Raw genomic sequence first — 24,412 nt, 5'->3', positions numbered from 1 at the left:
TATGCTTTTAAACTAAAAAAGGATTAAAGATACTATCCTTAATCCTTTTTTTGGTATTATTAATTTGAAATTTATTGTGCTAATCCGATTAAAGCCTCAACTTGTTGAGCTTCCGGAGCAGTATCAAAATTTTCTTTGATGTCAGTAAAATATTTCAAAGCTTCGGCTTTGTTACCCATTGCCAAAGCAGTTTTACCGGCTTTCATCAAATATCTTGGTCTGGTAAAATCATTAGTCTGACTCGCATCAGCAGCTTTCACATAAAACTCTAACGCTTCCTTTTGTTTGTTTTGTTGTGCATAAGCATCTCCGATAGCTCCTTTAGCCAAAATGCTTAAAGTAACATCTTTAGAGTTGAATTTTTCCAAACTCGCAATAGCTTCAGCATATTTACCGGTGTTCAAGTAAGCAATACCGGCCATATAGTTGGCCTGGTTAGCGGCATCAGTACCTGAATATTCTTCAGCAATTTTAAGTACACCAAATTTCCCTTCAGAACCATTCAATACTAAATTGAATAATGAATCTGCTTTTACATCACCGTCAACGGCTTTTTGGAAATTTTGTTGGGCTACGAACAATTCCTCCGCAGCTTCTTGTTGGTTAGGCTCAGCAATAAATTTATCATAAGCGAAATAACCCACAACTACTACCACCACTGCCAACAAACCACCTAAAATTACTTTTTGGTTTTTAGCAATAAAATCTTCTGCTTTAGAAGCTGATTGGTCTAAGGTGTCGAATGCTTTAGCCGTAGCGCTGTCTTTTTCATCAACATTTACCTCTTCGATGAAAGTTTCTTCTACTTTTTCCGCTTTTTCTTTTGGTGCTTTATATCCTCTTTTGTTAAAAGTTGCCATCTATTTTTAATTTAGTGTGCGCAAAAATAAAATTTTTATTCAAACTCACATAAAAAAAATTGATTTAATATTAATTGCAAGAGAAAATAACGGTTTTTAAATCCTAAACGGATGAACAACTGCTAAAGAAACCCTACACGGAGTATTTTTATCAATATTTTTGAATAATTTGCAGGACTTTCTTTCTTTGCTTCAAAAGAAAATAAAACACTGTAAAATAATTAGTTAACATTCAATAAAGCCAAATCAAATTGTTTTTAAAACGACTTTCAGTTCTGAACTACAAGAATTTTTCGGATGCCACCTTCGAATTTGACGCTAAAATCAATTGCTTCGTAGGGAAAAACGGCATTGGAAAAACCAATATATTGGATGCTGTGTATCATTTGGCCAACGGTAAAAGTTATTTCAATCCACAGGCTGTGCAGAATATTAAACACGGTGAAGATTTTTTTGTGGTAGACGGCGAGTTTGAAAAAAACAGTCGTTCTGAACAAATCTTGTGCAGCTTGAAAAAAGGCCAAAAGAAAATCCTGAAACGCAACGGCAAACTTTACGAAAAATTCTCCGATCACATTGGTTTTATTCCGCTGGTTATTATTTCGCCGGCCGACCGAGATTTAATTGTTGAAGGCAGTGAAACACGTCGTAAATTTATCGACAGCGTGATTTCGCAATTAGACAGCGGTTATCTGCAACAGTTGATTCAGTACCACAAAATCATCAGCCAACGCAATGCGCTATTGAAGTATTTTGCCTTAAATCATGTTTTTGAAAAAGACACCTTATCCATTTACAACGAGCAATTGGACACTTTAGGGCAGACCATTTTTGAAAAACGAAAAGCGTTTTTGGCCGATTTTGTGCCTATTTTTAACACCTACCATCAAACCATTACCGATTCGGCTGAAACGGTTCAATTGGTCTATCAAAGTGATTTGTTTGAGAAAAATACGTTGACATTGCTGGAAGAAAACCTCAGCAAAGACCGAGCTTTACAGTATACCTCTGTTGGTATTCACAAAGATGACTTGTCTTTTGAAATTGACCACTTCCCTATTAAAAAGTTTGGCTCGCAAGGACAACAAAAATCGTTTTTAATCGCCTTAAAACTCGCCCAATTTGATTTTGTAAAAAAACAAAGCGGTGAAAAACCTATTTTACTTTTTGATGATATTTTCGACAAGTTAGATGAATTTCGCGTGGGTAAAATAGTAGAAATGGTCAATAAGGAAGAATTCGGCCAGCTTTTTATCTCCGACACCCATCCGGAACGCACCGAAAATATTGTCAAAACCACGCATCAGAGTTATAAAATATTTAACCTTTAGTGTTGCTGTATTTTGTACTTTAGCTAAAATTTTTTTGAACATGAAAACCAGATTATTTTCCCTACTGCTTATCAGCTTTCTATTCATCAGTTGTCAAGGACAAACGGCCAAACCGGCCCAAACTTTGGATGTAAAAACTTATGCCGAAAAATTAAAAAACACCGAAAAACCCCAATTATTAGATGTTAGAACTCCGGAAGAATTCGGCGTTGAACATTTAGAAAATGCCGACAACGTAAATGTAAACAGTCCCGATTTTGCTAACAAAGTAGCTAAATATGACAAATCAAAACCCATCTTTGTGTATTGTAAAGTAGGCGGAAGAAGTGCTCAAGCCGCTGATAAATTGGTAGCGATGGGCTTTACAGAAGTCTATAATTTAGAAGGTGGCATCATGAAATGGACAACTGCCGGAATGCCGAAAGCAGGACAAACGGCTAAAACCGGTGGCATGACCCTACAGGATTACCAAAAATTAGTAGCTTCCGATAAAAAAGTACTCATCAATTTTACTGCGGTTTGGTGTGCGCCTTGTCAGAAAATGAAGCCTTACATTTTGAAAATGCAAGAAGAATTGAAAGACCAAATTAAAATTGTGCGTGTAGATGCCGACGAAAACAAAAGCCTAACCGAGGCCATGAAAATTGAAGGATTACCTATGATTATCATCTATGAAAACGGTAAAGAAGTTTGGCGTAACTTAGGTTACATCAGTGAAGAAGACTTAAAAAAACACCTCTAATATGATTACCCAAGAAGCGTTGCAATTTTTAGAAGATTTGGTAGCCAACAACAATACCGATTGGATGCATGCCAACAAAAAACGGTATGACCAATATAAAAAAGATTACCATGCGTTTATTGCGGGTTTGTTGGCAGAAATGAAACAACTTGATCCGAAATTAGACGATTTGGAAGTGAAAAATTGTACGTTTCGTATCAATCGAGATATTCGTTTTTCTAAAGACAAATCGCCCTACAAAACCAATATGGGTGTTTGGTTTACCCAAAATAAATTCCAAAAAAACAGCCCGGGCTATTACGTGCATTTCGAAAAAGGCAACTGTTTTGTGGCTGGCGGTGTTTGGTGTCCGGAACCTTCGCAATTGAAACAAATCCGAAGAGAAATTGCTTTTTTCTATGACGATTTAGAAAAAATTGTAGCCGATGCAGCTTTCAAAAAGGAGTACGGCGATTTATCTCGCGAAGCAGATAACGTACTGAAAAAAGCGCCCAAGGATTTCGATCCTAATCATCCGGCCATTGAATTTTTAAAATTGAAGAGCTTTACTGCCTCGCATCGCATAGACGAAAAATTATTTACCGATAAAAATTTCAATAAAACGGTGGCGCAAAAACTCATAGCACTCAAACCTTTAAACGACTTTCTGTACCGCGCTCTTGAAACCGAAGAATAATTATCTTTTCCCATCACATGCAAATTCAATCCAATTTCTCTTTAAAATCATTTAATACTTTCGGCATAGAAGCCAAAGCCAAAAGCTTTGTGGCTGTTCATTCGTTGGAAGATTTAAAAACCGTTTTGGCTGAACATGCGGCCGAAAAAAAATTCATTTTAGGCGGCGGCAGTAATATGCTGCTAACCCAAGACATCGATGCCTTGGTAATCCATATCGATTTGAAAGGAAAAAGAATACTAAAAGACGACGACGACTTTGTATGGATAGAAAGTATGGCCGGAGAAAATTGGCACGAGTTTGTACTTTGGACTATTGACCAAAACTTTGGCGGATTGGAAAATATGTCACTTATTCCGGGCAATGTTGGTACTACACCGGTACAAAACATTGGCGCATATGGTACCGAAATTAAAGACACTTTTGTCTCTTGTGACGCCATGAAAATCGACGATCAAACCCTGCGGACTTTCAGCAAAGAAGACTGTCGTTTTGGTTACCGAGAAAGCATTTTCAAGCAAGAAGCCAAAGACCAATACATCATTACTTCGGTGGTTTTTAAACTCACCAAACGCAACCATAACCTCAACACTTCTTATGGCGATATTACTAAAGAATTAGCATTGCAAAACGTGACTGTTCCGACACTGAAAGATATTTCCAATGCTGTGATTGCCATTCGACAAAGCAAATTACCCGATCCGAAAGTATTGGGCAACAGCGGTAGTTTCTTTAAAAATCCGGTCATTTCGAGAAGTCATTTTGAAAAAGTGCAAGCACAATTTCCGGAGATTAAATTCTTCGAAGTTTCTCCAACCGAAGTCAAAGTTCCGGCAGGATGGCTGATTGAACAAGCCGGTTATAAAGGGTTTCGCAAAGGCGATGCCGGCGTACACAAAAATCAAGCTTTAGTTTTGGTGAATTACGGTTCGGCTACCGGTCAGGATATTTTGGCTCTTTCTCGCGAAGTACAGCAAGCGGTTTTCGACAAATACAGTATAGCCATAGAAGCGGAAGTCAATGTAATTTAAACCGATTGCCATGTATATTCCCGAACTTTACAAAAACGAAAATCGCGATGAAATTGAACACTTCATCCATCAAAACGGTTTTGCAATTTTGGTGAATCAAACGCAGGGAAAATTGTGGGCCACGCACACGCCATTGTTGTTAGAAACCCGTGAAGACGGTAAACTCATCTTAACCGGACATATTTCTAAAGCCAATCCGCAAGCCTCAAGTTTTAATGACAATGAAGAAGTATTAGCCATATTTTCAGGCGCTCATGCTTATATTTCTTCTTCTTGGTACGATCATGAAAATGTGCCGACCTGGAATTATTTGGCTGTACACGTTTACGGTAAGGTTCGTGTTTACAATCATGAAGAAGGTTTGCACTTTCTAAAAAAATTAGTTGACAAATACGAAGCCCAATCGGAAAATCCGGTTCGAGTGGAAAATTTATCCGAAAAAACAATGCGAGAGGCGCGCGGTATAGTAGCCTTTGAAATTGAAATCACAAGCATCGAAGCCCAAAAGAAACTTTCTCAAAATCGGGATTACAAAAACTACAAAAACATCATCGAAGCGCTCGAAAAAACCAAGGAAAATCAAGCTATTGCTATTGCAGAAGCCATGAAAAACAACCGATAGGAATTTGTTAAAATTCGTTTGATTATTGGTTGCAGAATACCTACATTTGCAGTCCTTTTTAAAAGATATAAAACGCTATGTTATTATCCGTTTTCTGTGTATTCATTGCCGTCGTTGTTATTCAATTTTTGTATTACATAGTGGTATTCGGTAAATTTTCATTTGCCAAACCGCAAACTGTAAACCCGAAAAGAGTGCCGATTTCTGTTATTGTTTGCGCCAAAAACGAAGAAGAAAACGTCAAAAAGTTTGTGCCGCTTTTGGCCGAACAAAACTACCATACTTTCGAGATTGTATTGATTGACGATGCTTCGAGTGATAACACTTTGGAAATCTTTGAAGAATTCGAAAAGCAATACCCGAACATCAAGTTGGTTAAAGTGGAAAATAACGAAGCGTTTTGGGGCAACAAAAAATTTGCTTTAACCTTAGGTATCAAAGCCGCTAAATACGAATACTTATTGTTTACCGATGCTGATTGTTATCCGACTTCCAAAGACTGGATTACCGCAATGAGTGCGCAATTTACCCAACAAAAGAATATCGTTTTGGGCTATGGCGCTTATGAGAAAATCAGCAACTCATTCCTAAACAAAATCATTCGATTTGAAACCTTGCTAACTGCTACACAATATTTTTCTTGGGCTAAAATCGGTAAACCTTATATGGGAATTGGTCGTAACATGGCTTACAAACGTGAAGAATTTTTCAAGGTACGCGGTTTTATGGATCACATGAAAATCCGTTCCGGCGATGATGATTTGTTCATTAACCAAGCGGCTAATGGCGACAACACTACCATTTGTTACGTACCGGACAGTTTTACCTATTCTACCCCAAAAACCAGCTTTAAAGATTGGTTTACCCAAAAACGTCGTCATGTATCGACCGCCAAACATTACAAATTGTTTGATCGCAATCAGTTAGGGTTGTTTTACTTATCGCAGTTGCTGTTTCTTTTATTGCCAATAGTCTTATTGGCGTTTCAATACCAATGGATTGCAGTAGTAAGTATTATTGGTTTCCGTTATTTATTTGCATGGCTAACCTTAGGTTTTGCAGCAGGTAAACTCAAAGAAAAAGATGTGATGTATTGGTTTCCCATCATAGAAATTGTTTTGATTTTTACCCAACTGAATGTGTTTATCACCAATATGTTTTCTAAACCGGTACATTGGAAATAAAAAAGTACATAGAAAAAGCAAAAAAAGGAGACCAAGTGGCCTTTACCTTTTTACTCGACCATTATTGGAACGAAGTGTATGGTTTTATGCTCAAGCGAACCGAGAATGAAACCGATTCGGAAGACATTACCATAGAAACTTTCTCGAAGGCTTTTGACAAAATTGCGACTTACAATCCGGAGTTCCAGTTCAACACTTGGTTGATTGCCATTGCTAAAAACGTACATATCGACATGTTGCGCAAGAAAAAGTCGACCGTATTTGTGGAGATAACCGACGAAGAAGACCAACAAGCGTACAATGTAGCTGACAGTTCGCCTTCAGCAGAAGATGAATTGATTACCGAGCAAAACCTATCCCGTCTACTCCAATTCATCAAAGAATTGAAACCACACTACCAAGAAGTGATTCAATTGCGTTACTTTCAGGAAATGAGTTATCAGGAAATCTCAGAGCAACTGAATGAACCTTTAAGCAATGTAAAAATCAAATTGCTTCGCGCTAAAAAACTATTGGCTGAAATCATAGAAAGTAAAAAATAACTTTCTATTTAAAAATCAGCATCGCTTCCCAACCTTTTCAGAGAATTTGTTATCTTATAAGAAAATAGTTAAAAGTTTTTATACTATTTTAACATTTCTTGCGTTATAACATTAAATTCACTGCTTATGTAACATAGATACTTAACTCAAAACAATTCATTATGTCACACGTTAGTATTTATGAAAAAAACTGGATAGATCTGGTTTTTGAAGGCAAAAACAAAGCCTATGGCGCCTACCAATTGCGTCAGGAAAACACCAAAACCTCTTTGATAGCTTTTATCGGCGGTATCACTTTTATGCTATCCTTAATTGGCGGCGGGTTATTGCTGACATCATTTGACGACACTTCAGTAGTTTGTCAATTTCCTGTCATTGAGAATGAACGCATTATTCCGATAGATATGGATCCGATTAAGGAAACTGAAAAATCGGAAAGTTCTGCTGCTGCACCACAAGAAATTAACGAGGTTAAACCACAAGACTTGTCTCGCATGGTAGTAACCGAAACCCATCAAGCAACACCGGATGTTCCTACCAATCAAGAAATTCGCGATACACCACCGGCCAACGATGGCAATGGAACCGGAACGCTGACAGATGTTGGAAACAATGGTGGCGGTAATGACAACGGTGAGGACGAGGGAAATGTTGCGGGCAAAGGCGAACCGGTTACCACTAACAAACTCGATAAACTACCTTTGTTTCCCGGTGGTATGGATCGTTTTTACAAATATGTGAGCAATAACATCAATCGCCCTGAAATAGAAGAAGACAGCGAAATCAGCATGAGTGTGATAGTTGCTTTTGTAATTGAAAAAGACGGTAGCATGACAGATATTCGCGCGTTGAGAAGCACCGATAAAAATTTAGAGAGAGAAGCCATTCGTGTTTTGAAATCGCTCAAAACCAAATGGGAACCGGGATACCAAAACGACAAACCGGTTCGAACGCTCTATATGCTACCGATTAAGGTTAAAATCTAATTCCTTAAAGCCGCCCATGAGGCGGTTTTTTGTTGGAATATCCTGAACATTTTTAACAACTATTGGCTAATAAAAGATTTTAATTTCGATTAAATATTGGTATTATTGCAATCATTTTGAAACCATGAAGTTTTCGTTAGTCGGCTTTTTCCTCTATTCCTTGTTGTACTTTTCCGGTCCGGTGGTCGGAAGTCGCATTGATATTACCGATAGTGAAGCAATAAGTGACAGCACATTGATAACGATTCCGTTCCCGGTGAAATTCGGAAGCGTTTCGGAAGCGTATATACTCGAAAAAAAACCTAAAATCGATTCGTTTTACAACAGGTTTATCAACTCACCTTTTTACAGTGGTAGTTTTTTAGTGGCCAAAAACGGTCGTATTCTTTATGAAGATTACAAAGGATTATCCAATATCAAGACCGGGAAAAAAGTCGATGCCAACACTGCCATTCATTTAGCCTCAGTGAGCAAAATATTGACTGCCACGGCCATTTTAAAATTGGTTCAGGAAGACAATATCATGTTAGACCAAAAGGTAACTGATTGGCTTCCGCGATTTCCCTATAAAAATACTACCATCAGAACTTTGCTGAACCACCGCAGCGGTTTACCGCATTATTCTAACTTTCCCGGACTATTGAAAAAAAGTTGGAATCGCAAAAAAATACTTTCCAACCAAGATATTTATGAACTATTGGCGAAACATAAATTCAGATTGGTGTTTAACGACAATACCCGATTTGATTATTGCAACACCAATTATGTAATTTTAGCCTTAATTATTGAAAAAGCTACCGGTTTAAATTATCGTGATGCCATGCAGGAATTGATTTTTAAACCATTGGGCATGAAAAATACTTTTGTTTTTAATTACGATACCGATAGGGACACTGTTTGCAAGTCCTATCGCGGCAACAATATTTTTCCATGGGACCAATACGACCGTTTGTATGGCGATAAAAACATCTACTCTACTCCGAGAGATTTGGTGAAATTTGATTTGGCAACTTATTCACCCGATTTTATCAAACCCGAACTATTGCAAGAAGCTTACACCGGTTACAGCGCCGGCAATGTAGCCAAACCTATAAAAGATTATGGTTTAGGAATGCGTATGCGCTATTTGGCTAACGGAGAAAAACTGATTTACCACAATGGTTGGTGGCATGGCAACAATACATCTTTCGTACCGATTAAAAAAGATACCATCACCATTATTTGTTTGGGAAATAAATACTCGAATCGCCCTTACGAAACCTTGCGTATGGCCAATGAATTCTTTTTAAAGAAAAAACCGGAACCGAGTTTAGTGCCGGAATTGCCTTACACAGGAGAATAATACTATTCTTTTACCAAGTAAATCCCGTCTTCTTTAATTTCGATTTGCTTGTCTTTATACAATGCGCCAATAGCTTTTTTGAAGGTCTTCTTACTCATCTTCAAAACGGTTTTGATGTCTTCCGGATGACTGTTGTCGTTTAAACGAAGGAAACCTCTTCCCGCACGTAGTTCATTCAGAATCTTTTCGGCATTGGGTTCCACTTTGCCGTAGCCGAATTTTTGCAGCGTAACATCAATTTTATGGTCCGGTCGGATGTTTTTGATATAACCTATCAAACGATCACCGGGTTTAATATCGTCGTATACTTCATCTTTGTAAAGCAAGCCTTTATGTTGGTCGTTGATGATTACGTTGATGCCAACCTCAGTAATATGAGAAATAATCAAATCCACTTCATCTCCTACGGTTACTGTTAAATTATCGTTGTTCAGGAACTGATTGGTTTTACTGGACGCAACTATACGATTGGTTTTTTTATCCATGTAAGCATAAACTAGATAGCGTTTGCCTTTTTCCATAGGTCGAGCTTGCTCTCTGAAAGGCACAAAAATGTCCTTTTCCAAACCCCAATCCAGAAAAGCACCAAATTGGTTGACAAAATTCACTCGCAACAAACCAAATTCATCCAATAAAATATACGGCTCTAAAGTTGTTGCCACCGGTCTTTCTTCTTGATCGAGATAAACAAAAACAACGATTTCATCGCCTATGGCATAAGTTTTTGGAACGTACTTTAACGGCAAAAGTACATCTGTTTTGCCATCGGTTAGAAAAAGACCGACTTTAGTTTCTCGCGCTATAGTTAATGTATTATAGTGACCTATTTCCATTTTAAAGGGTTGTAATTTACCGTGCAAAGATAGGCAAATTAAAAACTTGAACCGCAATCATAAAAAATGTAGCTTTACGAAGTGTAACAAAACTTAGGCTTACACTACTAACGGGCTATGAGTGACGATTTAGAGAAATCATTTGTAAAGCAACTTAAAGAAAACCAGAATATCATTCACAAGATATGTCGGTTGTACACCAATGGTGAAGAGGCGCATAATGATTTGTTTCAAGAAATCACTATACAATTATGGAAAGCCTTTCCCAAGTTTAGAGGAGAATCAAAGTTCTCCACTTGGGCTTACAGAGTAGCTTTGAACACGGCTATTACCCTTTACCGTAAAAGCACCCGAACTGTAGCAACAGTGACTTACGAAGGTCAGAAACATTTTTTATCTCAAGAAGATTACAATCACGAAGAAGAGGAGCAAATCAAACTGATGTACCAAGCTGTACAGCAATTGAACGATATTGAAAAAGCCTTAGTGTTTTTGTATCTGGAAGATAAAGATTATACCGAGATATCGGAAACATTGGGGATTAGTGAAGTTAATGCCCGAGTTAAAATGAACAGAATTAAAGGAAAATTAAAAAAGATATTAAATCCTTAAGGATTATGGAAGAGTTGGATTTATTAAAAAAAGCTTGGCAAAAAGATACCCATACATTTGAACAAGTCTCGGAATCGGAAATTTACAAAATGCTGCATAGGAAGTCGTCATCTATTGTAAAATGGATATTGGTGATTAGCCTAATTGAGTTCGGTTTGGGCGCATTGGTTAATTTATCATTCAATACTGATGATATGATAGCCAGCTTACATGCTGAAAATTTTGCGGTTTTCTTAAAAGTATTAACCTATGTGAATTATGCTGTTATATTATGGTTCATCTATAATTTCTACAGAAACTATGCTCGTATATCAACTATAACCTCAACCAAACAGTTGATGCAAGACATTATTCGAGCTCGAAAAACCGTTCAAAATTATGTATGGTATAATTTGTTTATGATTTTCGTCAGCATCATCTTAGGTTTTGTGATTGCCTTCATTTACAACCCAAAAACAGAATTGCTGATATACAAAATTGAGCACGAAGACAATTATAAAACCCTATCATTAACCATTTGTTTGGTCATCTTTACTATTGTAATATTTGTTGGTTTCTTTTGGTTGTTCTACCGATTAATTTATGGTACACTACTCAGAAAACTCAATGCCAATTACAAGGAACTAAAAAAAATAGACTTATAACCATGAAAAAAATCTTCTTATTGTTATGTTCCCTGTTTATGGGAGTTGCTTTCGGGCAAAAAAACGAGAACACATTATTATGGAAAATCTCGGGTAACGGACTCAAAGAATCGTCTTATCTTTTTGGAACAATTCACATTACTTGCGATGCTACTTTAACAGATAAAGTGAAAACAGCCTTAGACAAAACCCAACAACTTTGTTTAGAACTTGATATGGACGATCCGGCCATGCAAGGAGAAATGATGAGTAATATGATGATGAAGAACGGAGTGACCATGAAGTCTTTGGCAAAACCTGAGGATTTTAAAGCTGTTGACGCTTTTTTAACGACCAATGTTGGGTTCTCTGCCGAAATGTTAAATACCGTAAAACCGTTTATGATAACGGCCATGCTCTATCCTAAAATGTTGGGATGTGAAATGCAATCGGTGGAAGCGGAGTTGATTAAAATTGCCAAAGCGCAAAACGAGGATGTTATCGGATTGGAAACCGTTGGCGAGCAATTAGCGGTTTTTGATGCCATTCCGTACCAAGAACAAATGAACGAATTGGTGATTACTGCCAAAGACAACATGCAACGTGATAAAGCAGAATTAGCGGAAATGATGACATTATACAAAAGTGAGAATGTAGAAGCCATGATTAGTTTTACTGAAAAATCAGCCAATGTAATGACTTCAAAATACAGCGATGTATTGCTAAAAAAAAGAAACCAAAACTGGATTAGCCGAATGACTACCATAGCAACTAACAAGCCAACCTTCTTTGGTGTAGGCGCCGCTCACTTAGGGGGAAAAGATGGTGTCATTGCTTTGTTACGCAAAGCCGGTTTTACGGTAGAAGCGGTATATTAAGTTACGAAAAAGAGATAAGTTAAAAGGGATAAGCCAATACTAACTTATCCTTTTTTTTTTAGCTTTTGAGACTGACTTTACTCGAGGTTGTAGTCCTGAAAAGAAATAAAAATCCCGCAACAAACGGGACTTCACTAAACTTCTTTTTTACTGTCTTTTTCTACTTGCCACTTGCGCAATTGGTTCAAGCGTTCTTGTTCGGCCAATTCTTCGGCCGGAATAACTTTTAGGAAAGAAGGATGTTGCTCAATGGCATATTCTACTTTCTCTACAATTTGTTCAATGGTTTCATTTTCATAATCAATTACCAAAGGCTCTTTGATGATGAAAGATTGTAGTATGTTTTTCTTTTTAACCCGTAAACCTTTTTTATCAAACGATCGTCGGAAACCATCAATCACTATCGGAACTACAATAGGTTTATGTTGTTTGATAATGTGAGCTGTTCCTTTGCGAACCGGTTTGAAAGATTTGGTAGTTCCTTGTGGAAAAGTAATCACCCAGCCGTCCTCCAAAGCTATGCGAATGTTTTCGGTATCGTTGGGATTAATCTCTCGCTTTTCAGTAACGTCTTTTCCTCCGCAGCGCCAAGTACGCTCTACAGTGATAGCGCCTACATAAGCCAAAATTCGGGGTAATAAACCGGCTCTCATGGTTTCGCTGGCGGCTACATAGTAAATATTCATTTTGGGTTGCCACAAATAACCAACGTTCTTGATGTTATCTACCCGACCGGAAAGGCTGGCATTAAATACATGAAACATGGCCACTACATCGGCAAAATAGGTTTGATGATTGGAAATAAAAAGTACATTTGTATCGGGTAATGCTTTGATAATTTCCGAACCTTCAATGTGCAATTCGTTGAAACCTCGGTATCTTCGGTGTGTTAAAACTCCGAAAATGCGAATCAACCATTTTTTTATAAAAAGTATATGACCAAAAGGATTTCTTTTCAATAATCCCATAATTTCTTTTTTTACTCCGTTCCAGACAAAAATTCGAACGGGTTGCAAATCTAAAAAACTTAAACTTATAAAACCAATTTAAGGGTGTCTTTCAGTTCACTCAACATCATGGCTGTGGCACCCCAAACAAAATGTTCGTTCACCTGAAATCCGGGAACTTCAATATTACCGGCATAAGAAGTCTTCATAACGCTATTCACGATGATGTTATCATTCATAAAATCGGCAAAAGGAAACTCAACCAAACCCGCTACTTCTTCTTGTTGCAGCACAAAATCGAGCTCTTGGACCGCATAACCCATGAACGGATAAACCATAAAGTTACTGGGCGGTATATAAACCTCCGTAAACGAACGAACCAAATTAATGTGTTGCGGATGAATCCCAATTTCTTCGTGAGTTTCTCGCAAGGCTGTATGACTCAAACTGGTATCATCTTCTTCAACCTTTCCCCCTGGAAATGCAATTTGAGATGAATGAACGCCATTATAACTATTACGAAGGATAAGAGCCAAATGAGTTTGTGAGGCTTTGGGATAAAACAACATCATAACGGCGGCTCGTTTTGGAACCACTTTGGTGAAATCTATCGCTTTGAGCAAATCCATACGATTGGAAGGTGCCATTTTTACATGAGCGTTTGTTGCCGGTAGCTCGGCATTTTGTATTTTTGGCGTATATTTTAAAAACTCTTCAAAGTGCATTTTGACCGGTTTAGAAATATAAAGTTACCTTAAAAAAAGAAAGCATCCCACTTTTATCCTCACAAAATGTATAGCAAAGAAGAAGCTCAACAAATAAAAAAAGAATTTTGGACTGCCTTTGCCGAGGCTTATCCGCGCAAATGGTTGTTGTATGACACTAAGATTAAAGACGTTACTTTTAAATTTTATATCGACAACAAGAAAGCTCAAGTACTTCTGGATATCGAGCCCAAAGACGAGGAAAAAAGAAAAATTTATTATGAAAAAATTGAATCCCTCAAAACCATACTGCTCGAAGACTATCTTCCGGAAGCTATTTTAGAGCGTAACTTTTATTTGGATAACGGCAAAGTGATTAGCAGAATTTGGATTGAAAAACTGAATGTTAGTTTGAACAACCGAAAATACTGGCCGGAAATTTTTGAATTCTTCAGCGAAACCATGACCAAGTTTGAACTGTTCTTTTATGAGTTTGAAGACTATATCAAAGATTTAGAGATGAATACCTAACGAAGAATCACATCTTTGACAACTTCTTTCCCCAGCTCTTCATTAATCATCTTGATGATTTTTTGCTTGCCATAGCTTAATTCTTCTCTCAACACTGCAGAAGTTAAGGCAACATAAAGAGTAGTACCTTTTAAAACCACTTCTTTGGTATAGCTGTTTACGCCATTACCCATGAGGTTTTTCCAAGCTTGTTGTACGTCAATTTTATCCATACCGGCTTGCAGCTTGTTGGTTTCGATAAAAGCTTTTAAAACGTCTCCTATAGAACTTTCGTTACTGAGTCTTTTGGCCATTACTTTAAAGAGAAAGGTTTGAACTTTTTATAAGTATAAATGATGTCTTGTTTATTTTTAATCACTAAAGTCGAATCTTCAATTGAGATAATTTCTTCGTTCCATTTGCCGTAATCTGTTTTGCATTCAAAAAAGTAAACCTTATCTACGGCAAAAACTTTCAGGTTTTCACGGATACCATTGGTTTTAAAAGTACCATCAAATTGCGGCATCACTTTTTGACGAAAACCACTTAGCGACTGCCCTCCCTTATCTGATTTAAGTTCAATGTAATCTATGGTTTCATTTACTTTATACGCCTTAGTTTCACCATTATTAAACTCCACTTCTTTGATTTCCCAATACCCATTGAGTTTGGTCAAATCTTCTTTCTTTACCTCCGATTGGCAGGAGAAAAACAAAAAGGCTAAGGCTAAAACAAGATTGTATTTCATCATTGGAAGACATTTATTGAAACACAAATTTAATCCATTACTGCTCAAAAGCGAACAAAATCAAAATTAATATTATCAACATTAAACTATTTTATACATTTATAGTCCTACTGAAAAATTTTACTACCATGAAAAACTTGTACCTTCTTTTGCTCATTTCATTTTTGTCATTTAGTTGTAGTTCAGATTCCGGTGGAGATGACGAACCGATTGCTGAAACCATGTATTTTCCGCCAAGTGACGGCAGCAATACTTGGGAAAGCAAATCGGTAGCCGGTTTGAATTGGAATCAAAACGCAGTACAGCCTTTATTGGATTATTTGGAATTGAAAAACACCAAATCGTTTATGATTTTGGTCAATGGTCGTATAGTAATGGAAAATTATTTCAACGGTCATACTGCTACAACGCCATGGTATTGGGCCAGTGCCGGAAAAACGTTAACCGCAACAGTGACCGGAATAGCTCAAGAAGAAGGACTTCTCAACATCAACAATAAAGTTTCAGATTATTTAGGCACCGGTTGGACTAGTGCACCTTTGGCTAAAGAAAACCTCATCACTTGTAAAAACTTACTCTGTATGACTTCGGGTTTGAATGATGCCTTAGGAGATGACGTTTCTCCGGCCAACTTACAATATGTAGCCGATGCAGGAACCCGTTGGGCTTACCATAATGTTTATGTGAAATTACAAGATTTGGTAGCGCAAGCGAGCGGACAAACCTGGACCAGCTATTTCAATACCAAACTCAGAGATCGCATCGGAATGACCGGTGGTGCATGGATCAATAGCGACGGTTTAAGCGTATATTGGAGTACAACTCGAAATATGGCTCGTTTCGGACTATTGTCATTAAATCAAGGGAAATGGGATGGGACAACCATAGTGAGTAGTGCCTACTTTAATCAAGCCACAACAACCTCACAAAATTTAAACCAAGCGTATGGTTATTTATGGTGGTTAAACGGCAAAAACACTTATCGCTTACCCGGACTTCAGTTACAATTTAACGGAACCTTAATTCCGAATGCGCCTAGCGATATGTATGCTGCCTTGGGCAAAAACGATCAAAAAATATACGTTGTTCCGAGTATGAAAATGGTGATCATCAGAATGGGCGAAGTAGCCAATCCGGAAAATCCAACTTTTGCTTTGTCCGGTTTTGACAATGAGTTGTGGGACAAAATAAATGATTTATACCAATAGTTTATTTGCGATTGATTAATCGCATACCACCGTAAACAAAAAGTACAAAAGCAATCAATCTCAAGCCCATAAAGATATTAGGCAAAGGCTTTTCAATAAAATAACTCAATACAACAATCAAGATGCTGATTCCGATAAGTTTTATTGGGGATGAATCTTTGAAAAAAGATAGAATTTTGCTCATATAGTTTATTTAAAAAACGAATCTACGAATTCATATTTATTAAAAACTTGTAAGTCTTCGATACCTTCACCAACTCCGATATATTTTACAGGGATTTGGAATTGGTCTGAGATACCAATGACCACACCGCCTTTGGCTGTACCATCTAATTTAGTTACAGCTAAACAAGACACTTCTGTAGCCGCCGTAAACTGTTTGGCTTGCTCAAAGGCATTTTGACCGGTAGAACCGTCCAACACCAATAAAACATCGTGAGGTGCTTCTTCTACCACTTTTTGCATCACGCGCTTCACTTTGGTCAACTCGTTCATTAAATTGACCTTATTGTGCAAACGCCCTGCAGTATCAATAATCACTACATCGGCATTTTGAGTTACGGCACTTTGCAACGTATCAAAAGCAACCGAAGCCGGATCGCTCCCCATTTGTTGTTTGACTAATGGCACGCCTACTCTGTCAGCCCAAACTTGTAACTGATCAATAGCGGCTGCACGGAAAGTATCTGCCGCACCCAATACTACTTTATAACCGGCTTTTTTAAACTGATTGGCCAATTTACCGATAGTAGTTGTTTTACCTACACCATTTACACCAACGACCATAATAACATAAGGTTTTTTATGGGCCGGCACTGTAAATTCGGTTTCTTCACCCGATTGGGTTTCGGAGAGTAAGGCTGCTATTTCTTCTCGCAAAATTTTATTGAGCTCGTCTGTACCCAAATATTTGTCTTGAGCCACTCGAGCTTCTATCCGCTCGATAATTTTTAAGGTAGTATTAACGCCTACATCTGAGGAAACCAAGACTTCTTCTAAGTTGTCAAGAACTTCATCATCTACTTTAGACTTTCCGGCTACAGCTTTGGTTAGTTTGGAAAAAAAGGAAGTTTTGGTTTGTTCCAGACCTTTATCTAAAGTCTCTTTTTTTTCTGAGGAAAATATTCTTTTGAAAAAACTCATTGTATCGGATTGTAAATTCGAATTTTGTTTGTTACCGGAGTTCTGTTCGAAAGAACCGGTCCGGCGTAGCAAATATAAAAATAAAAAAGCTACTTCCGAGTGAAAGTAGCTTTGTTATGTAGAGTTTGAAAAATTATTTCTTGTTTAAGAAACTATCCACTTCTTCCGGAGTCATAATTGCCTCTTGGAAAGTGTAAGCACCTGTTTTAGGAGATTTAACCATTTTGATAGCTTTGGTTAATCTTTTTGATGCTGTTTGTAACGTTGCAACGGTTTTCTTTGCCATGACTTATAATGTTTTATTTGAAATTTCTATCGAGTAAAAACTTCTAAATTATTTAATTTCTTTATGAACAGTCATTCTCTTTAAGATTGGATTAAATTTTTTAATCTCTAACCTGTCCGGAGTATTTTTTTTATTTTTCTTGGTGATGTAACGAGAAGTTCCAGGAAGACCTGTTGCTTTGTGCTCAGTACACTCTAAAATTACTTGGATTCTATTACCTTTCTTTGCCATCTTACTTTATTTTTAAGGATTACAGATTATTTAATAAATCCGTTAGCTTTAGCATCTTTTAATACTGCAGCCAATCCGTTTTTGTTGATTGTTTTAATTGTAGACGCAGCTACTCTTAACGTAATCCATCTGTCTTCTTCTGCAAGATAGAAACGTTTTTTAACTAAGTTAACAGAAAATTTTCTCTTAGTTTTGTTCATAGCGTGAGAAACGTTATTTCCTACCATCGCTTTTTTACCTGTAAGGTCACAAACTCTTGACATTATGCTTTTCTTTTATCGTTATTCAAAATCAGGGTGCAAACTTACAGAAAATAAATCATTGTAACAAAAAAAATACGGCAGATTTTTTTCTTTTTTTTCATTTGCATTTAAAAGCCTAAAAAGTAGCCACTTATTTGATTAATAATCAGGTTTCAAAACAAGTAAGCTTATTTTCCTAAAATAGCTTGTTGCAACATTTCCAAAGCTTTATTGACGGCTCGATCGATAACTTTTTCTCGAGGCTGACCAAAATTAAACTCAGATACCAAGACCTTATCCGGAGTAGCCAGCGCTATAAAAACCATCCCAACTTCTGCCTTTCCGGGTTCTGAGGTTGGCCCTGCATTTCCGGTGGTTGCCAAAGCATAATCGGTTTGCAACAATCGTTTGACATTAGTAGCCATGGCTACAGCAACTTCAGCACTAACCACATCATGTTGGGCAATAAGATCAGCCTCAACACCAAGTATGTCAATCTTAGCTTCATTGGAATAGGAAACTATACTGCCTTTAAAATATCCCGAGGCACCGGCAACCGAAGTAATCATTTGTGCTATCTTACCACCGGTACAACTTTCGGCTGTGGCAAGTGTTTTTCCACTGGCAGCCAATAATCTTCCCACCACTACTTCTATCGTTTCGTCTTCATCAAAGCCTACAATGATATCGCCTATTATCTCCGCTAAAGAAACTACATTTTCTTGTACTGATTTCTCCAAAACTTCTTTATTTTCTCCTCTAGCGGTTAAGCGTAAGCGTACTCTGCCCGGTGCAGGAAGGTAAGCCAACTTGATAAAATGCGGCAAATTATTTTCCCAAGTTTCAATGCGTTCCGCCACCATACTTTCACCTTGACCGTAAGTCAATATGGTTTTGTGTACTATATATGGTCTTTGGTATTCTTTGACCAATTTGGGCACAATTTCATGGTCTATTAAATACTTCATTTCATAAGGTACACCGGGCAAAGAAATGAAAACGGTGTTGTCTTTCTTCATCCACATGCCGGGAGCCGTTCCCATTTTGTTGAAAAGCACTTCGCATTTAGAAGGCACTAAAGCTTGTTCTTTGTTTAACTGATTAATCGGGCGCTTGTAGAAACCTTCGATAATTTGGGTGACATGTGCCAAAACTACTTGATCTTCTACCAACTCATCTTCAAAATAATCGCAGAAGGTTTTTTTAGTGATGTCGTCTTTAGTTGGCCCAAGACCGCCGGTAATGATTACCAAATCAACTTGATTTTGAAGGCGTCCGAAAGTTTCCAATATGTGCTTTTTATCGTCTGATATGGAGAGCATTTCATGGGTTTGAACACCAATTTTATCTAACGCTTTGGCAATATAACCCGAATTGGTATCGACAATTTGTCCGATTAAAATTTCGTCGCCTATGGTAACTATGGTTGCTTTCATTTTTTAAGTGACTGAGTGGCTAAGTAACTGAGTTAATTTTGCTGAAAAGTAGACTAATGGATGGCTAATTAGCCCCGATTACCTCACAAAGCTAATATTTGTTATTTGTGTTCGATGAATGCTTAGCATTTGTGGTGGCATCCTCACGGAAAGTAAGATATAACGAAAAGCGGGAATTACCATTTCCGATAATTCCCGAGTCATTCGCTTCTGATTTTATTACACTTCGAAATCTTTTTTGATTTCTTTTACTGCCTTTTCGATTTGGCTTTTAATACTTTCAAAAGTATCGTTGATTTCTTTGCGTTTGCCTTCTCTTTTGGTCCAAGCTTCTACTTCTAAAATTTCCTGATGCGCTACTGTCATTCCTAACAAATCGAGTGAAGGTTTGATTTTGTGGGCATAGGAATAAGCCAATTTATGATTTTTTTCCTTGATACCCTGCTCCACAAATTTTAAGTCATCAGGAACTTCATTAACGAACAATGAGATGATTTGCATTACGAATTCAGGATCATTGTCTGAAAGCGCATATACTTTTGCTAAGTTGTAATTAATTGCCATTATTTTATTTGTAATCTTAATACTTTTTTATTTTCTAAAAAACCTTCTAAAAGATCATTTGGTGATACTTTAGCCACGCCTTCCGGAGTTCCGGTAAAGATAATATCGCCTTTTTTGAGGGTAAAAAACTGAGAAACATAAGCAATGATTTCGTCAATTTTCCAGAGCATATTGGCAGTATTTCCTTTTTGAACGGTTTGACCGTTGTTGGTTAATTCAAATGTAATATTTTCTATGGAACTAAACTCATTTTTCGGTAGAAAGTCACCAATAATCGCTGAACCGTCAAAAGCCTTGGCTTTTTCCCATGGCAAACCTTTTTCTTTGAGCTTATTTTGGACATCACGAGCGGTGAAATCGATGCCTAATCCGATTTCGTCATAATACTTATGGGCAAATTTCGGGTCGATGTATTTGCCTAATTTGTTAATCTTGACAATGATTTCGATTTCGTGGTGAATATCGGAGCTGAAATCCGGAATTACAAACGGTGCTTTGTCCGGCAAAACGGCCGAATCCGGCTTTAAAAAAATAACGGGTTCCTCCGGACGCTCATTTTGCAGCTCCGCGATATGGTTAGCGTAATTTCTTCCTATACAGATGATTTTCATATTCGTTGGTTGTAAGTTCTAAGTTCTAAGTTGTAAGTTACTAAAACAGAACCTACAACTTAACACTTACAACTATTTAGTATTTAACTTTCTTAACTTGATTCCGGTTAGCACTTTTTTGGTGTAGAGGGGGAATTCGGCATTCTGAATCCAACCGAAATAACCGGGTTCTTTGTCAAACACGTCTTCTACCAAAGCCCCTTTGTGTTTACCGAAAGTAAAAATTTCTTGCCCTTTGTCGTTTAACGCAATAAAACCGGCAAAGTCAACCGATTTTTTTCGCGTAGTAAATTCCGATAAAGCTTTCATATCGTTTTCCAAATCGGTATATCGATCCAATTGCGCTTTTAGGATTTCGTAAGTGGCCATGGTATCGGCTTCGGCGCTATGGGCATTTTCTAAACTTTGATTGCAGTAAAACTTGTAGGCAGCACTCAAAGTTCGCTCTTCTTTTTTGTGGAAGATGGTTTGCACATCTACTGATACTCTGTTTTTCATATCGAAATCGACTTCAGCTCGCAACAATTCTTCGGCCAATAGCGGAATATCAAAACGATCGGAATTGAATCCGGCCAAATCCGAATCCTTAATCATGTTGTGAATTTGTCCTGATAATTCTTTGAATGTTGGCTCGTTAGCCACTTTCTCATTAGAAATACCGTGAACCGCAGTGGCTTGTGGCGGAATGGGAATGGTGGGATTGACCAACCAGGTTTTGCTTTCTTTATTGCCGTTGGGATAAACCTTAAATATTGAGATTTCGACGATTCTGTCTTTGGCAACATCGATTCCGGTAGTTTCTAAATCGAAGAAGCAAATCGGTCGGGTGAGTTTTAATTCCATTATTTGTATTTGAGTGAACAAAGATAAAATAATGACTTTACCGTTTGTCGATATCTTAATAAAGATTTATGATTTGTGGATAATTTTTTTAGTGCTAAATTCAGCCTGATCTTCAACCCACCGGATTATTTTGGCAAATCGAATTTATTCATCAAAAAATCTATTTTGCGATGCCAATCCTCTAAAATACGCGGGGAAGCCTTGATGGTAATTTCGAACTCTCCGCTTTGGGATTGGTTCATACTCATTTTGGTTATACTAACTTGTTGTTCCTCTTCCAACAAAAAACCGACAGAAACTTCCAAAGCCTGAGCCAAAGCTTGTAAGTATTCGTGCTTAATACTCTTGCCCTGCTCCCAATTGCCAATGGTAACCTGACTTACCCCAACGTGATGAGCCAATTCTTCCTGAGACCATCTTTTTTGTTCTCTAATGCGGCGAATCTTGATTCCGGTGGTCATTCTGGCTCAATCATAAAACAGTTCATATTAGTTGAATCACTTACTAATAACGTGATTTTTAAAACTTTATTATGTGAATTATCGCGTTATTTTTTTCTGAAGAAATTCAATTTGCCAGAAAAATATAATAACTGTGTTGAATTTAATAAGACTTCTTTTTGAAAGTTTTTGAATGGATTGACAACTTTAACCTGTTGAATTTTAAATATCAAAAACAGGCAAAAAAACACTACGTAATCTCAAAACCTTAGCTTATGAATCCCATTGAAAAACGTAGTATGTCTTACCGAAACCAAACGGTTCTGACCATTATGCTGTTTCCGTTATTGGCAACAGCACAATCCGACTTAACAGCCATTGTTAAGGGTGGAGAAATTTTGGTTGGTGGTTTAATCACTATTTTAAGCGCTTCCAAAACCCATCCCAATCCAATAACAGTTGAAAGTGTTTGCATTAAGAACAAAATGAACGACAAAATTACTTTAATCATGACCAAACAAACCGATGATGGCGAAGAAATAAAAAAAGAATTGGTGATTCAAAAAGACAGTAAAGAATGTTTTTATGATTTACCAAAAGGGGTTTACAGTTATGAAATTGTAACCTCAGAATCCGAAATCTTTAAAAAAGGAGAATACCGATTTAAAGAAAAAACACTAATCATCATAAAAGATGAAAACAAAGAAAACCCTCGTGATACAGAGAAAGACAGTTTAAAAACACCACAAACAAAAACCCCAACCGGATAGTTGGGGTTTTAAATTTTAATATTCTCTATTCACATCAAAAGCTTCTAAGTATTCGGCTACTCGTTTTACAAAACTGCCGCCAAGCGCACCATCCACTACTCGGTGATCATAAGAGTGCGACAAGAACATTTTTTGACGAATACCGATAAAGTCACCTTCCGGTGTTTCGATTACCGCAGGTACTTTTCTGATCGCACCTAAGGCTAAAATACCTACTTGCGGTTGGTTGATGATTGGCGTTCCGAATACTGAACCAAAAGTACCTACATTCGTTACTGTATAAGTACCGCCTTGGGTATCGTCCGGTTTTAATTTTCCGGCTTTGGCGCGGTTACCCAAATCGTTTACAGCTTTGGCCATGCCTACCAAATTGAGTTGATCTGCATTTTTAATTACCGGAACAATCAAGTTTCCGTTAGGTAAGGCAGCTGCCATTCCTAAGTTGATATTTTTTCTTTTAATGATAAACTCACCATCTACAGAAATGTTCATCCCAGGGAAGTCTTTTAACGCTTTGGCTACCGCTTCCATAAAGATTGGCGTGAAAGTTAGCTTCTCGCCTTCTCTCTTTTCGAAAGCATTTTTAACGCGATCTCTCCATTTTACAATGTTGGTTACATCGACTTCTATAAACGATTGTACGTGTGCCGAAGTTTGTACCGAAGCCACCATATAGCCCGAAATCAACTTGCGCATTCTATCCATTTCCACAATCTCATCACCACCGTTAACTGAAACCGGCGTAGCGATCGGAGCTGTGGGTTGCGAGTTGCGGGTTGCGGGTTGGGCTACCGGTTGTTGTGCAGCTGCTGGTTGACTTCCTCTATTTTTAACGTAATTTAGAATATCGTCTTTGGTTACGCGACCGTCTTTCCCGGAACCTGCAATGGTTTCTAATTCGGCCACCGAAACGCCTTCAGCAGCAGCGATATTTTTCACCAATGGCGAGAAGAATTTATCCGATGCTTTAAAATCGGCCGGAGCTGCTGTAGCCACAGCTACCTCGACTGTTTTAGCCAATTGCTTCGCCTGTTCGCTAACGCTCGAGTCTGCAACCGGAGCAGCAACTGTTTCTGCAACCGGAGCAGCCGCAACGGAACCGCCTTCGGTTTCAATAATAGCAATGGTTTGCCCAACTTTCACCACATCATTCACCTGAAATAAAACCTCGGTTAAAACACCGGAAACTTCACTTGGCACTTCACTGTCTACTTTGTCGGTGGCAATCTCCAAAACCGCTTCGTCAGCGCTAATGCTGTCACCTACATTTTTCAACCAGTTGGTAATCGTTGCCTCTGCAACACTTTCTCCCATTTTGGGCAATTTCAATTCAAACTTTGCCATATTGATAATCTAAAGTTGTTTTTTGTTGTTTCGATTGCAAAATTATATAAATAATTTAGGTTTTACTTAGAATTCCATATTTAATTGTTAGATAAAAATCCCAATTCCTAAATCCCAATTCCT

Annotated in this window: 32 protein-coding genes; 15 read left to right on the top strand and 17 right to left on the bottom strand. The window is 37.6% G+C overall.

Annotated elements, in window-relative coordinates; genetic code table 11:
• Window positions 1-71: 71 nt before the first annotated feature.
• Window positions 72-860 carry a tetratricopeptide repeat protein gene (locus tag ACJG85_RS07180; RefSeq protein WP_409677504.1) on the bottom strand — a complete coding sequence of 263 codons (789 nt, stop codon included), beginning with the start codon at window positions 858-860 and terminating at the stop codon, window positions 72-74.
• Window positions 861-1,111: 251 nt separating this feature from the next.
• Here ACJG85_RS07180 and recF point away from each other — a divergent pair, with 251 nt between their 5' ends.
• From recF to ACJG85_RS07135, 9 genes are all read left to right on the top strand, one after another.
• Window positions 1,112-2,191, top strand: a complete 1,080-nt coding sequence (gene recF / locus ACJG85_RS07175; protein WP_412476011.1) for a DNA replication/repair protein RecF — start codon at window positions 1,112-1,114, stop codon at window positions 2,189-2,191.
• A gap of 40 nt (window positions 2,192-2,231) precedes the next feature.
• A complete protein-coding gene (locus tag ACJG85_RS07170) occupies window positions 2,232-2,933 on the top strand; it encodes a thioredoxin domain-containing protein (RefSeq protein WP_412463689.1) in 702 nt (233 codons plus the stop codon).
• A gap of 1 nt (window position 2,934) precedes the next feature.
• The gene (locus tag ACJG85_RS07165) at window positions 2,935-3,609 is read left to right on the top strand and encodes a DUF2461 domain-containing protein (RefSeq protein WP_409677510.1); all 675 of its coding nucleotides are present in this window, start codon (window positions 2,935-2,937) and stop codon (window positions 3,607-3,609) included.
• Between the two features lie 17 nt (window positions 3,610-3,626).
• Complete coding sequence (murB, locus tag ACJG85_RS07160) at window positions 3,627-4,640, top strand: UDP-N-acetylmuramate dehydrogenase (RefSeq protein ID WP_412476010.1); 1,014 nt, start codon at window positions 3,627-3,629, stop codon at window positions 4,638-4,640.
• Between the two features lie 10 nt (window positions 4,641-4,650).
• On the top strand, window positions 4,651-5,262 hold the full coding sequence (locus ACJG85_RS07155; protein ID WP_412476009.1) for an FMN-binding negative transcriptional regulator: 612 nt from the start codon (window positions 4,651-4,653) through the stop codon (window positions 5,260-5,262).
• A 77-nt stretch (window positions 5,263-5,339) separates the two neighbouring features.
• A complete protein-coding gene (locus tag ACJG85_RS07150) occupies window positions 5,340-6,446 on the top strand; it encodes a glycosyltransferase (protein WP_412463685.1) in 1,107 nt (368 codons plus the stop codon).
• Window positions 6,437-6,988: an RNA polymerase sigma factor gene (locus ACJG85_RS07145; RefSeq protein ID WP_409677517.1), complete on the top strand. Its 552-nt coding sequence runs from the start codon at window positions 6,437-6,439 to the stop codon at window positions 6,986-6,988. Before ACJG85_RS07150 ends, ACJG85_RS07145 begins: the two co-directional genes overlap by 10 nt.
• A gap of 161 nt (window positions 6,989-7,149) precedes the next feature.
• Window positions 7,150-7,974: an energy transducer TonB gene (locus tag ACJG85_RS07140; protein WP_409677518.1), complete on the top strand. Its 825-nt coding sequence runs from the start codon at window positions 7,150-7,152 to the stop codon at window positions 7,972-7,974.
• Between the two features lie 124 nt (window positions 7,975-8,098).
• The gene (locus ACJG85_RS07135; protein WP_409677520.1) at window positions 8,099-9,316 is read left to right on the top strand and encodes a serine hydrolase domain-containing protein; all 1,218 of its coding nucleotides are present in this window, start codon (window positions 8,099-8,101) and stop codon (window positions 9,314-9,316) included.
• Window positions 9,317-9,318: 2 nt separating this feature from the next.
• On the opposite strand, the gene ACJG85_RS07130 is transcribed toward ACJG85_RS07135, so the two are convergent.
• Entirely contained in the window at window positions 9,319-10,149 is an 831-nt protein-coding gene (locus tag ACJG85_RS07130) for a CvfB family protein (RefSeq protein ID WP_412463684.1), read from the bottom strand.
• A gap of 117 nt (window positions 10,150-10,266) precedes the next feature.
• On the opposite strand from ACJG85_RS07130, the gene ACJG85_RS07125 reads away from it, so the two are divergent.
• From ACJG85_RS07125 to ACJG85_RS07115, 3 genes are read left to right on the top strand one after another with little or no spacing between them, the layout of a single operon-like run.
• Window positions 10,267-10,761, top strand: a complete 495-nt coding sequence (locus ACJG85_RS07125) for an RNA polymerase sigma factor (protein ID WP_409677524.1) — start codon at window positions 10,267-10,269, stop codon at window positions 10,759-10,761.
• A gap of 5 nt (window positions 10,762-10,766) precedes the next feature.
• A complete protein-coding gene (locus ACJG85_RS07120; protein WP_412476008.1) occupies window positions 10,767-11,405 on the top strand; it encodes a hypothetical protein in 639 nt (212 codons plus the stop codon).
• A gap of 2 nt (window positions 11,406-11,407) precedes the next feature.
• Window positions 11,408-12,262 carry a TraB/GumN family protein gene (locus ACJG85_RS07115; protein ID WP_412476007.1) on the top strand — a complete coding sequence of 285 codons (855 nt, stop codon included), beginning with the start codon at window positions 11,408-11,410 and terminating at the stop codon, window positions 12,260-12,262.
• A 134-nt stretch (window positions 12,263-12,396) separates the two neighbouring features.
• Here the strand turns inward: ACJG85_RS07115 and ACJG85_RS07110 are convergent, their stop codons facing one another.
• Window positions 12,397-13,230, bottom strand: a complete 834-nt coding sequence (locus ACJG85_RS07110) for a lysophospholipid acyltransferase family protein (RefSeq protein WP_409677530.1) — start codon at window positions 13,228-13,230, stop codon at window positions 12,397-12,399.
• A gap of 65 nt (window positions 13,231-13,295) precedes the next feature.
• The gene (locus ACJG85_RS07105; RefSeq protein ID WP_412476006.1) at window positions 13,296-13,934 is read right to left on the bottom strand and encodes an NUDIX hydrolase; all 639 of its coding nucleotides are present in this window, start codon (window positions 13,932-13,934) and stop codon (window positions 13,296-13,298) included.
• 66 nt (window positions 13,935-14,000) lie between these two features.
• On the opposite strand from ACJG85_RS07105, the gene ACJG85_RS07100 reads away from it, so the two are divergent.
• Window positions 14,001-14,444: a DUF4268 domain-containing protein gene (locus ACJG85_RS07100; RefSeq protein WP_412476005.1), complete on the top strand. Its 444-nt coding sequence runs from the start codon at window positions 14,001-14,003 to the stop codon at window positions 14,442-14,444.
• On the opposite strand, the gene ACJG85_RS07095 is transcribed toward ACJG85_RS07100, so the two are convergent.
• Both ACJG85_RS07095 and ACJG85_RS07090 read right to left on the bottom strand, forming a co-directional pair.
• Window positions 14,441-14,737 carry a DUF721 domain-containing protein gene (locus tag ACJG85_RS07095; RefSeq protein WP_290875629.1) on the bottom strand — a complete coding sequence of 99 codons (297 nt, stop codon included), beginning with the start codon at window positions 14,735-14,737 and terminating at the stop codon, window positions 14,441-14,443. The genes ACJG85_RS07100 and ACJG85_RS07095 overlap by 4 nt on opposite strands.
• On the bottom strand, window positions 14,737-15,174 hold the full coding sequence (locus ACJG85_RS07090) for a lipocalin family protein (RefSeq protein ID WP_412476004.1): 438 nt from the start codon (window positions 15,172-15,174) through the stop codon (window positions 14,737-14,739). Before ACJG85_RS07090 ends, ACJG85_RS07095 begins: the two co-directional genes overlap by 1 nt.
• Before the next feature lie 125 nt (window positions 15,175-15,299).
• On the opposite strand from ACJG85_RS07090, the gene ACJG85_RS07085 reads away from it, so the two are divergent.
• Window positions 15,300-16,379, top strand: coding sequence for a serine hydrolase domain-containing protein (locus ACJG85_RS07085; protein ID WP_412476003.1), 1,080 nt, complete (start codon window positions 15,300-15,302; stop codon window positions 16,377-16,379).
• Window position 16,380: 1 nt separating this feature from the next.
• Here the strand turns inward: ACJG85_RS07085 and ACJG85_RS07080 are convergent, their stop codons facing one another.
• The 10 genes from ACJG85_RS07080 to ACJG85_RS07035 all read right to left on the bottom strand — a co-directional run bounded on the left by ACJG85_RS07080 (window position 16,381) and on the right by ACJG85_RS07035 (window position 22,196).
• Window positions 16,381-16,563, bottom strand: coding sequence for a hypothetical protein (locus ACJG85_RS07080; protein WP_409677540.1), 183 nt, complete (start codon window positions 16,561-16,563; stop codon window positions 16,381-16,383).
• 5 nt (window positions 16,564-16,568) lie between these two features.
• Window positions 16,569-17,522, bottom strand: coding sequence for a signal recognition particle-docking protein FtsY (ftsY, locus tag ACJG85_RS07075; protein WP_409677542.1), 954 nt, complete (start codon window positions 17,520-17,522; stop codon window positions 16,569-16,571).
• Between the two features lie 133 nt (window positions 17,523-17,655).
• Window positions 17,656-17,808 (bottom strand): DUF4295 domain-containing protein, encoded by a 153-nt coding sequence (locus ACJG85_RS07070; RefSeq protein WP_176307716.1) that lies wholly within the window; start codon window positions 17,806-17,808, stop codon window positions 17,656-17,658.
• A gap of 48 nt (window positions 17,809-17,856) precedes the next feature.
• A complete protein-coding gene (gene rpmG / locus ACJG85_RS07065; RefSeq protein WP_112112007.1) occupies window positions 17,857-18,039 on the bottom strand; it encodes a 50S ribosomal protein L33 in 183 nt (60 codons plus the stop codon).
• Between the two features lie 26 nt (window positions 18,040-18,065).
• Complete coding sequence (gene rpmB / locus ACJG85_RS07060; protein ID WP_131475925.1) at window positions 18,066-18,302, bottom strand: 50S ribosomal protein L28; 237 nt, start codon at window positions 18,300-18,302, stop codon at window positions 18,066-18,068.
• A 167-nt stretch (window positions 18,303-18,469) separates the two neighbouring features.
• A complete protein-coding gene (locus ACJG85_RS07055; protein ID WP_409677545.1) occupies window positions 18,470-19,717 on the bottom strand; it encodes a CinA family nicotinamide mononucleotide deamidase-related protein in 1,248 nt (415 codons plus the stop codon).
• Window positions 19,718-19,936: 219 nt separating this feature from the next.
• A complete protein-coding gene (locus ACJG85_RS07050; protein ID WP_409677547.1) occupies window positions 19,937-20,281 on the bottom strand; it encodes an Hpt domain-containing protein in 345 nt (114 codons plus the stop codon).
• On the bottom strand, window positions 20,281-20,892 hold the full coding sequence (locus ACJG85_RS07045; RefSeq protein ID WP_412476002.1) for a fumarylacetoacetate hydrolase family protein: 612 nt from the start codon (window positions 20,890-20,892) through the stop codon (window positions 20,281-20,283). The genes ACJG85_RS07050 and ACJG85_RS07045 overlap by 1 nt, the downstream gene beginning before the upstream one ends.
• Window positions 20,893-20,964: 72 nt before the next feature.
• On the bottom strand, window positions 20,965-21,735 hold the full coding sequence (locus ACJG85_RS07040; protein WP_409677551.1) for an exonuclease domain-containing protein: 771 nt from the start codon (window positions 21,733-21,735) through the stop codon (window positions 20,965-20,967).
• A 125-nt stretch (window positions 21,736-21,860) separates the two neighbouring features.
• Complete coding sequence (locus ACJG85_RS07035) at window positions 21,861-22,196, bottom strand: helix-turn-helix domain-containing protein (protein WP_409677553.1); 336 nt, start codon at window positions 22,194-22,196, stop codon at window positions 21,861-21,863.
• 254 nt (window positions 22,197-22,450) lie between these two features.
• Between ACJG85_RS07035 and ACJG85_RS07030 the strand changes: the two genes are divergently transcribed.
• Complete coding sequence (locus ACJG85_RS07030; RefSeq protein WP_412476001.1) at window positions 22,451-22,945, top strand: hypothetical protein; 495 nt, start codon at window positions 22,451-22,453, stop codon at window positions 22,943-22,945.
• Window positions 22,946-22,960: 15 nt separating this feature from the next.
• On the opposite strand, the gene ACJG85_RS07025 is transcribed toward ACJG85_RS07030, so the two are convergent.
• The gene (locus ACJG85_RS07025; protein WP_412476000.1) at window positions 22,961-24,289 is read right to left on the bottom strand and encodes a dihydrolipoamide acetyltransferase family protein; all 1,329 of its coding nucleotides are present in this window, start codon (window positions 24,287-24,289) and stop codon (window positions 22,961-22,963) included.
• Window positions 24,290-24,412: the final 123 nt, after the last annotated feature.

It is taken from the genome of Flavobacterium mekongense, from assembly GCF_047038255.1.
In the GTDB taxonomy this organism is placed as follows: domain Bacteria; phylum Bacteroidota; class Bacteroidia; order Flavobacteriales; family Flavobacteriaceae; genus Flavobacterium; species Flavobacterium mekongense.
Note: the sequence above shows the minus strand (reverse complement) of the source record. Positions and strands in the feature narration are given on the sequence as shown.

Excerpts from the sequence above, each read along its gene's own strand:
- ACJG85_RS07180 (WP_409677504.1), bottom strand. The coding sequence starts at position 860 with ATGGCAACTTTTAACAAAAGAGGATATAAAGCACCAAAAGAAAAAGCG.
- ACJG85_RS07040 (WP_409677551.1), bottom strand. The coding sequence starts at position 21,735 with ATGGAATTAAAACTCACCCGACCGATTTGCTTCTTCGATTTAGAAACT.
- ACJG85_RS07090 (WP_412476004.1), bottom strand. The coding sequence starts at position 15,174 with ATGATGAAATACAATCTTGTTTTAGCCTTAGCCTTTTTGTTTTTCTCC.
- ACJG85_RS07045 (WP_412476002.1), bottom strand. The coding sequence starts at position 20,892 with ATGAAAATCATCTGTATAGGAAGAAATTACGCTAACCATATCGCGGAG.
- rpmB (WP_131475925.1), bottom strand. The coding sequence starts at position 18,302 with ATGTCAAGAGTTTGTGACCTTACAGGTAAAAAAGCGATGGTAGGAAAT.
- ACJG85_RS07080 (WP_409677540.1), bottom strand. The coding sequence starts at position 16,563 with ATGAGCAAAATTCTATCTTTTTTCAAAGATTCATCCCCAATAAAACTT.
- ACJG85_RS07150 (WP_412463685.1), top strand. The coding sequence starts at position 5,340 with ATGTTATTATCCGTTTTCTGTGTATTCATTGCCGTCGTTGTTATTCAA.
- ACJG85_RS07105 (WP_412476006.1), bottom strand. The coding sequence starts at position 13,934 with ATGCACTTTGAAGAGTTTTTAAAATATACGCCAAAAATACAAAATGCC.
- ACJG85_RS07085 (WP_412476003.1), top strand. The coding sequence starts at position 15,300 with ATGAAAAACTTGTACCTTCTTTTGCTCATTTCATTTTTGTCATTTAGT.
- ACJG85_RS07035 (WP_409677553.1), bottom strand. The coding sequence starts at position 22,196 with ATGACCACCGGAATCAAGATTCGCCGCATTAGAGAACAAAAAAGATGG.
- ACJG85_RS07095 (WP_290875629.1), bottom strand. The coding sequence starts at position 14,737 with ATGGCCAAAAGACTCAGTAACGAAAGTTCTATAGGAGACGTTTTAAAA.
- ACJG85_RS07050 (WP_409677547.1), bottom strand. The coding sequence starts at position 20,281 with ATGGCAATTAATTACAACTTAGCAAAAGTATATGCGCTTTCAGACAAT.
- ACJG85_RS07140 (WP_409677518.1), top strand. The coding sequence starts at position 7,150 with ATGTCACACGTTAGTATTTATGAAAAAAACTGGATAGATCTGGTTTTT.
- rpmG (WP_112112007.1), bottom strand. The coding sequence starts at position 18,039 with ATGGCAAAGAAAGGTAATAGAATCCAAGTAATTTTAGAGTGTACTGAG.
- ACJG85_RS07110 (WP_409677530.1), bottom strand. The coding sequence starts at position 13,230 with ATGGGATTATTGAAAAGAAATCCTTTTGGTCATATACTTTTTATAAAA.
- ACJG85_RS07135 (WP_409677520.1), top strand. The coding sequence starts at position 8,099 with ATGAAGTTTTCGTTAGTCGGCTTTTTCCTCTATTCCTTGTTGTACTTT.
- ACJG85_RS07170 (WP_412463689.1), top strand. The coding sequence starts at position 2,232 with ATGAAAACCAGATTATTTTCCCTACTGCTTATCAGCTTTCTATTCATC.
- ACJG85_RS07125 (WP_409677524.1), top strand. The coding sequence starts at position 10,267 with ATGAGTGACGATTTAGAGAAATCATTTGTAAAGCAACTTAAAGAAAAC.
- ACJG85_RS07055 (WP_409677545.1), bottom strand. The coding sequence starts at position 19,717 with ATGAAAGCAACCATAGTTACCATAGGCGACGAAATTTTAATCGGACAA.
- murB (WP_412476010.1), top strand. The coding sequence starts at position 3,627 with ATGCAAATTCAATCCAATTTCTCTTTAAAATCATTTAATACTTTCGGC.
- ACJG85_RS07165 (WP_409677510.1), top strand. The coding sequence starts at position 2,935 with ATGATTACCCAAGAAGCGTTGCAATTTTTAGAAGATTTGGTAGCCAAC.
- ACJG85_RS07120 (WP_412476008.1), top strand. The coding sequence starts at position 10,767 with ATGGAAGAGTTGGATTTATTAAAAAAAGCTTGGCAAAAAGATACCCAT.
- ACJG85_RS07070 (WP_176307716.1), bottom strand. The coding sequence starts at position 17,808 with ATGGCAAAGAAAACCGTTGCAACGTTACAAACAGCATCAAAAAGATTA.
- ACJG85_RS07115 (WP_412476007.1), top strand. The coding sequence starts at position 11,408 with ATGAAAAAAATCTTCTTATTGTTATGTTCCCTGTTTATGGGAGTTGCT.
- ACJG85_RS07100 (WP_412476005.1), top strand. The coding sequence starts at position 14,001 with ATGTATAGCAAAGAAGAAGCTCAACAAATAAAAAAAGAATTTTGGACT.
- ACJG85_RS07155 (WP_412476009.1), top strand. The coding sequence starts at position 4,651 with ATGTATATTCCCGAACTTTACAAAAACGAAAATCGCGATGAAATTGAA.
- ACJG85_RS07130 (WP_412463684.1), bottom strand. The coding sequence starts at position 10,149 with ATGGAAATAGGTCACTATAATACATTAACTATAGCGCGAGAAACTAAA.
- ACJG85_RS07025 (WP_412476000.1), bottom strand. The coding sequence starts at position 24,289 with ATGGCAAAGTTTGAATTGAAATTGCCCAAAATGGGAGAAAGTGTTGCA.
- ACJG85_RS07030 (WP_412476001.1), top strand. The coding sequence starts at position 22,451 with ATGAATCCCATTGAAAAACGTAGTATGTCTTACCGAAACCAAACGGTT.
- ftsY (WP_409677542.1), bottom strand. The coding sequence starts at position 17,522 with ATGAGTTTTTTCAAAAGAATATTTTCCTCAGAAAAAAAAGAGACTTTA.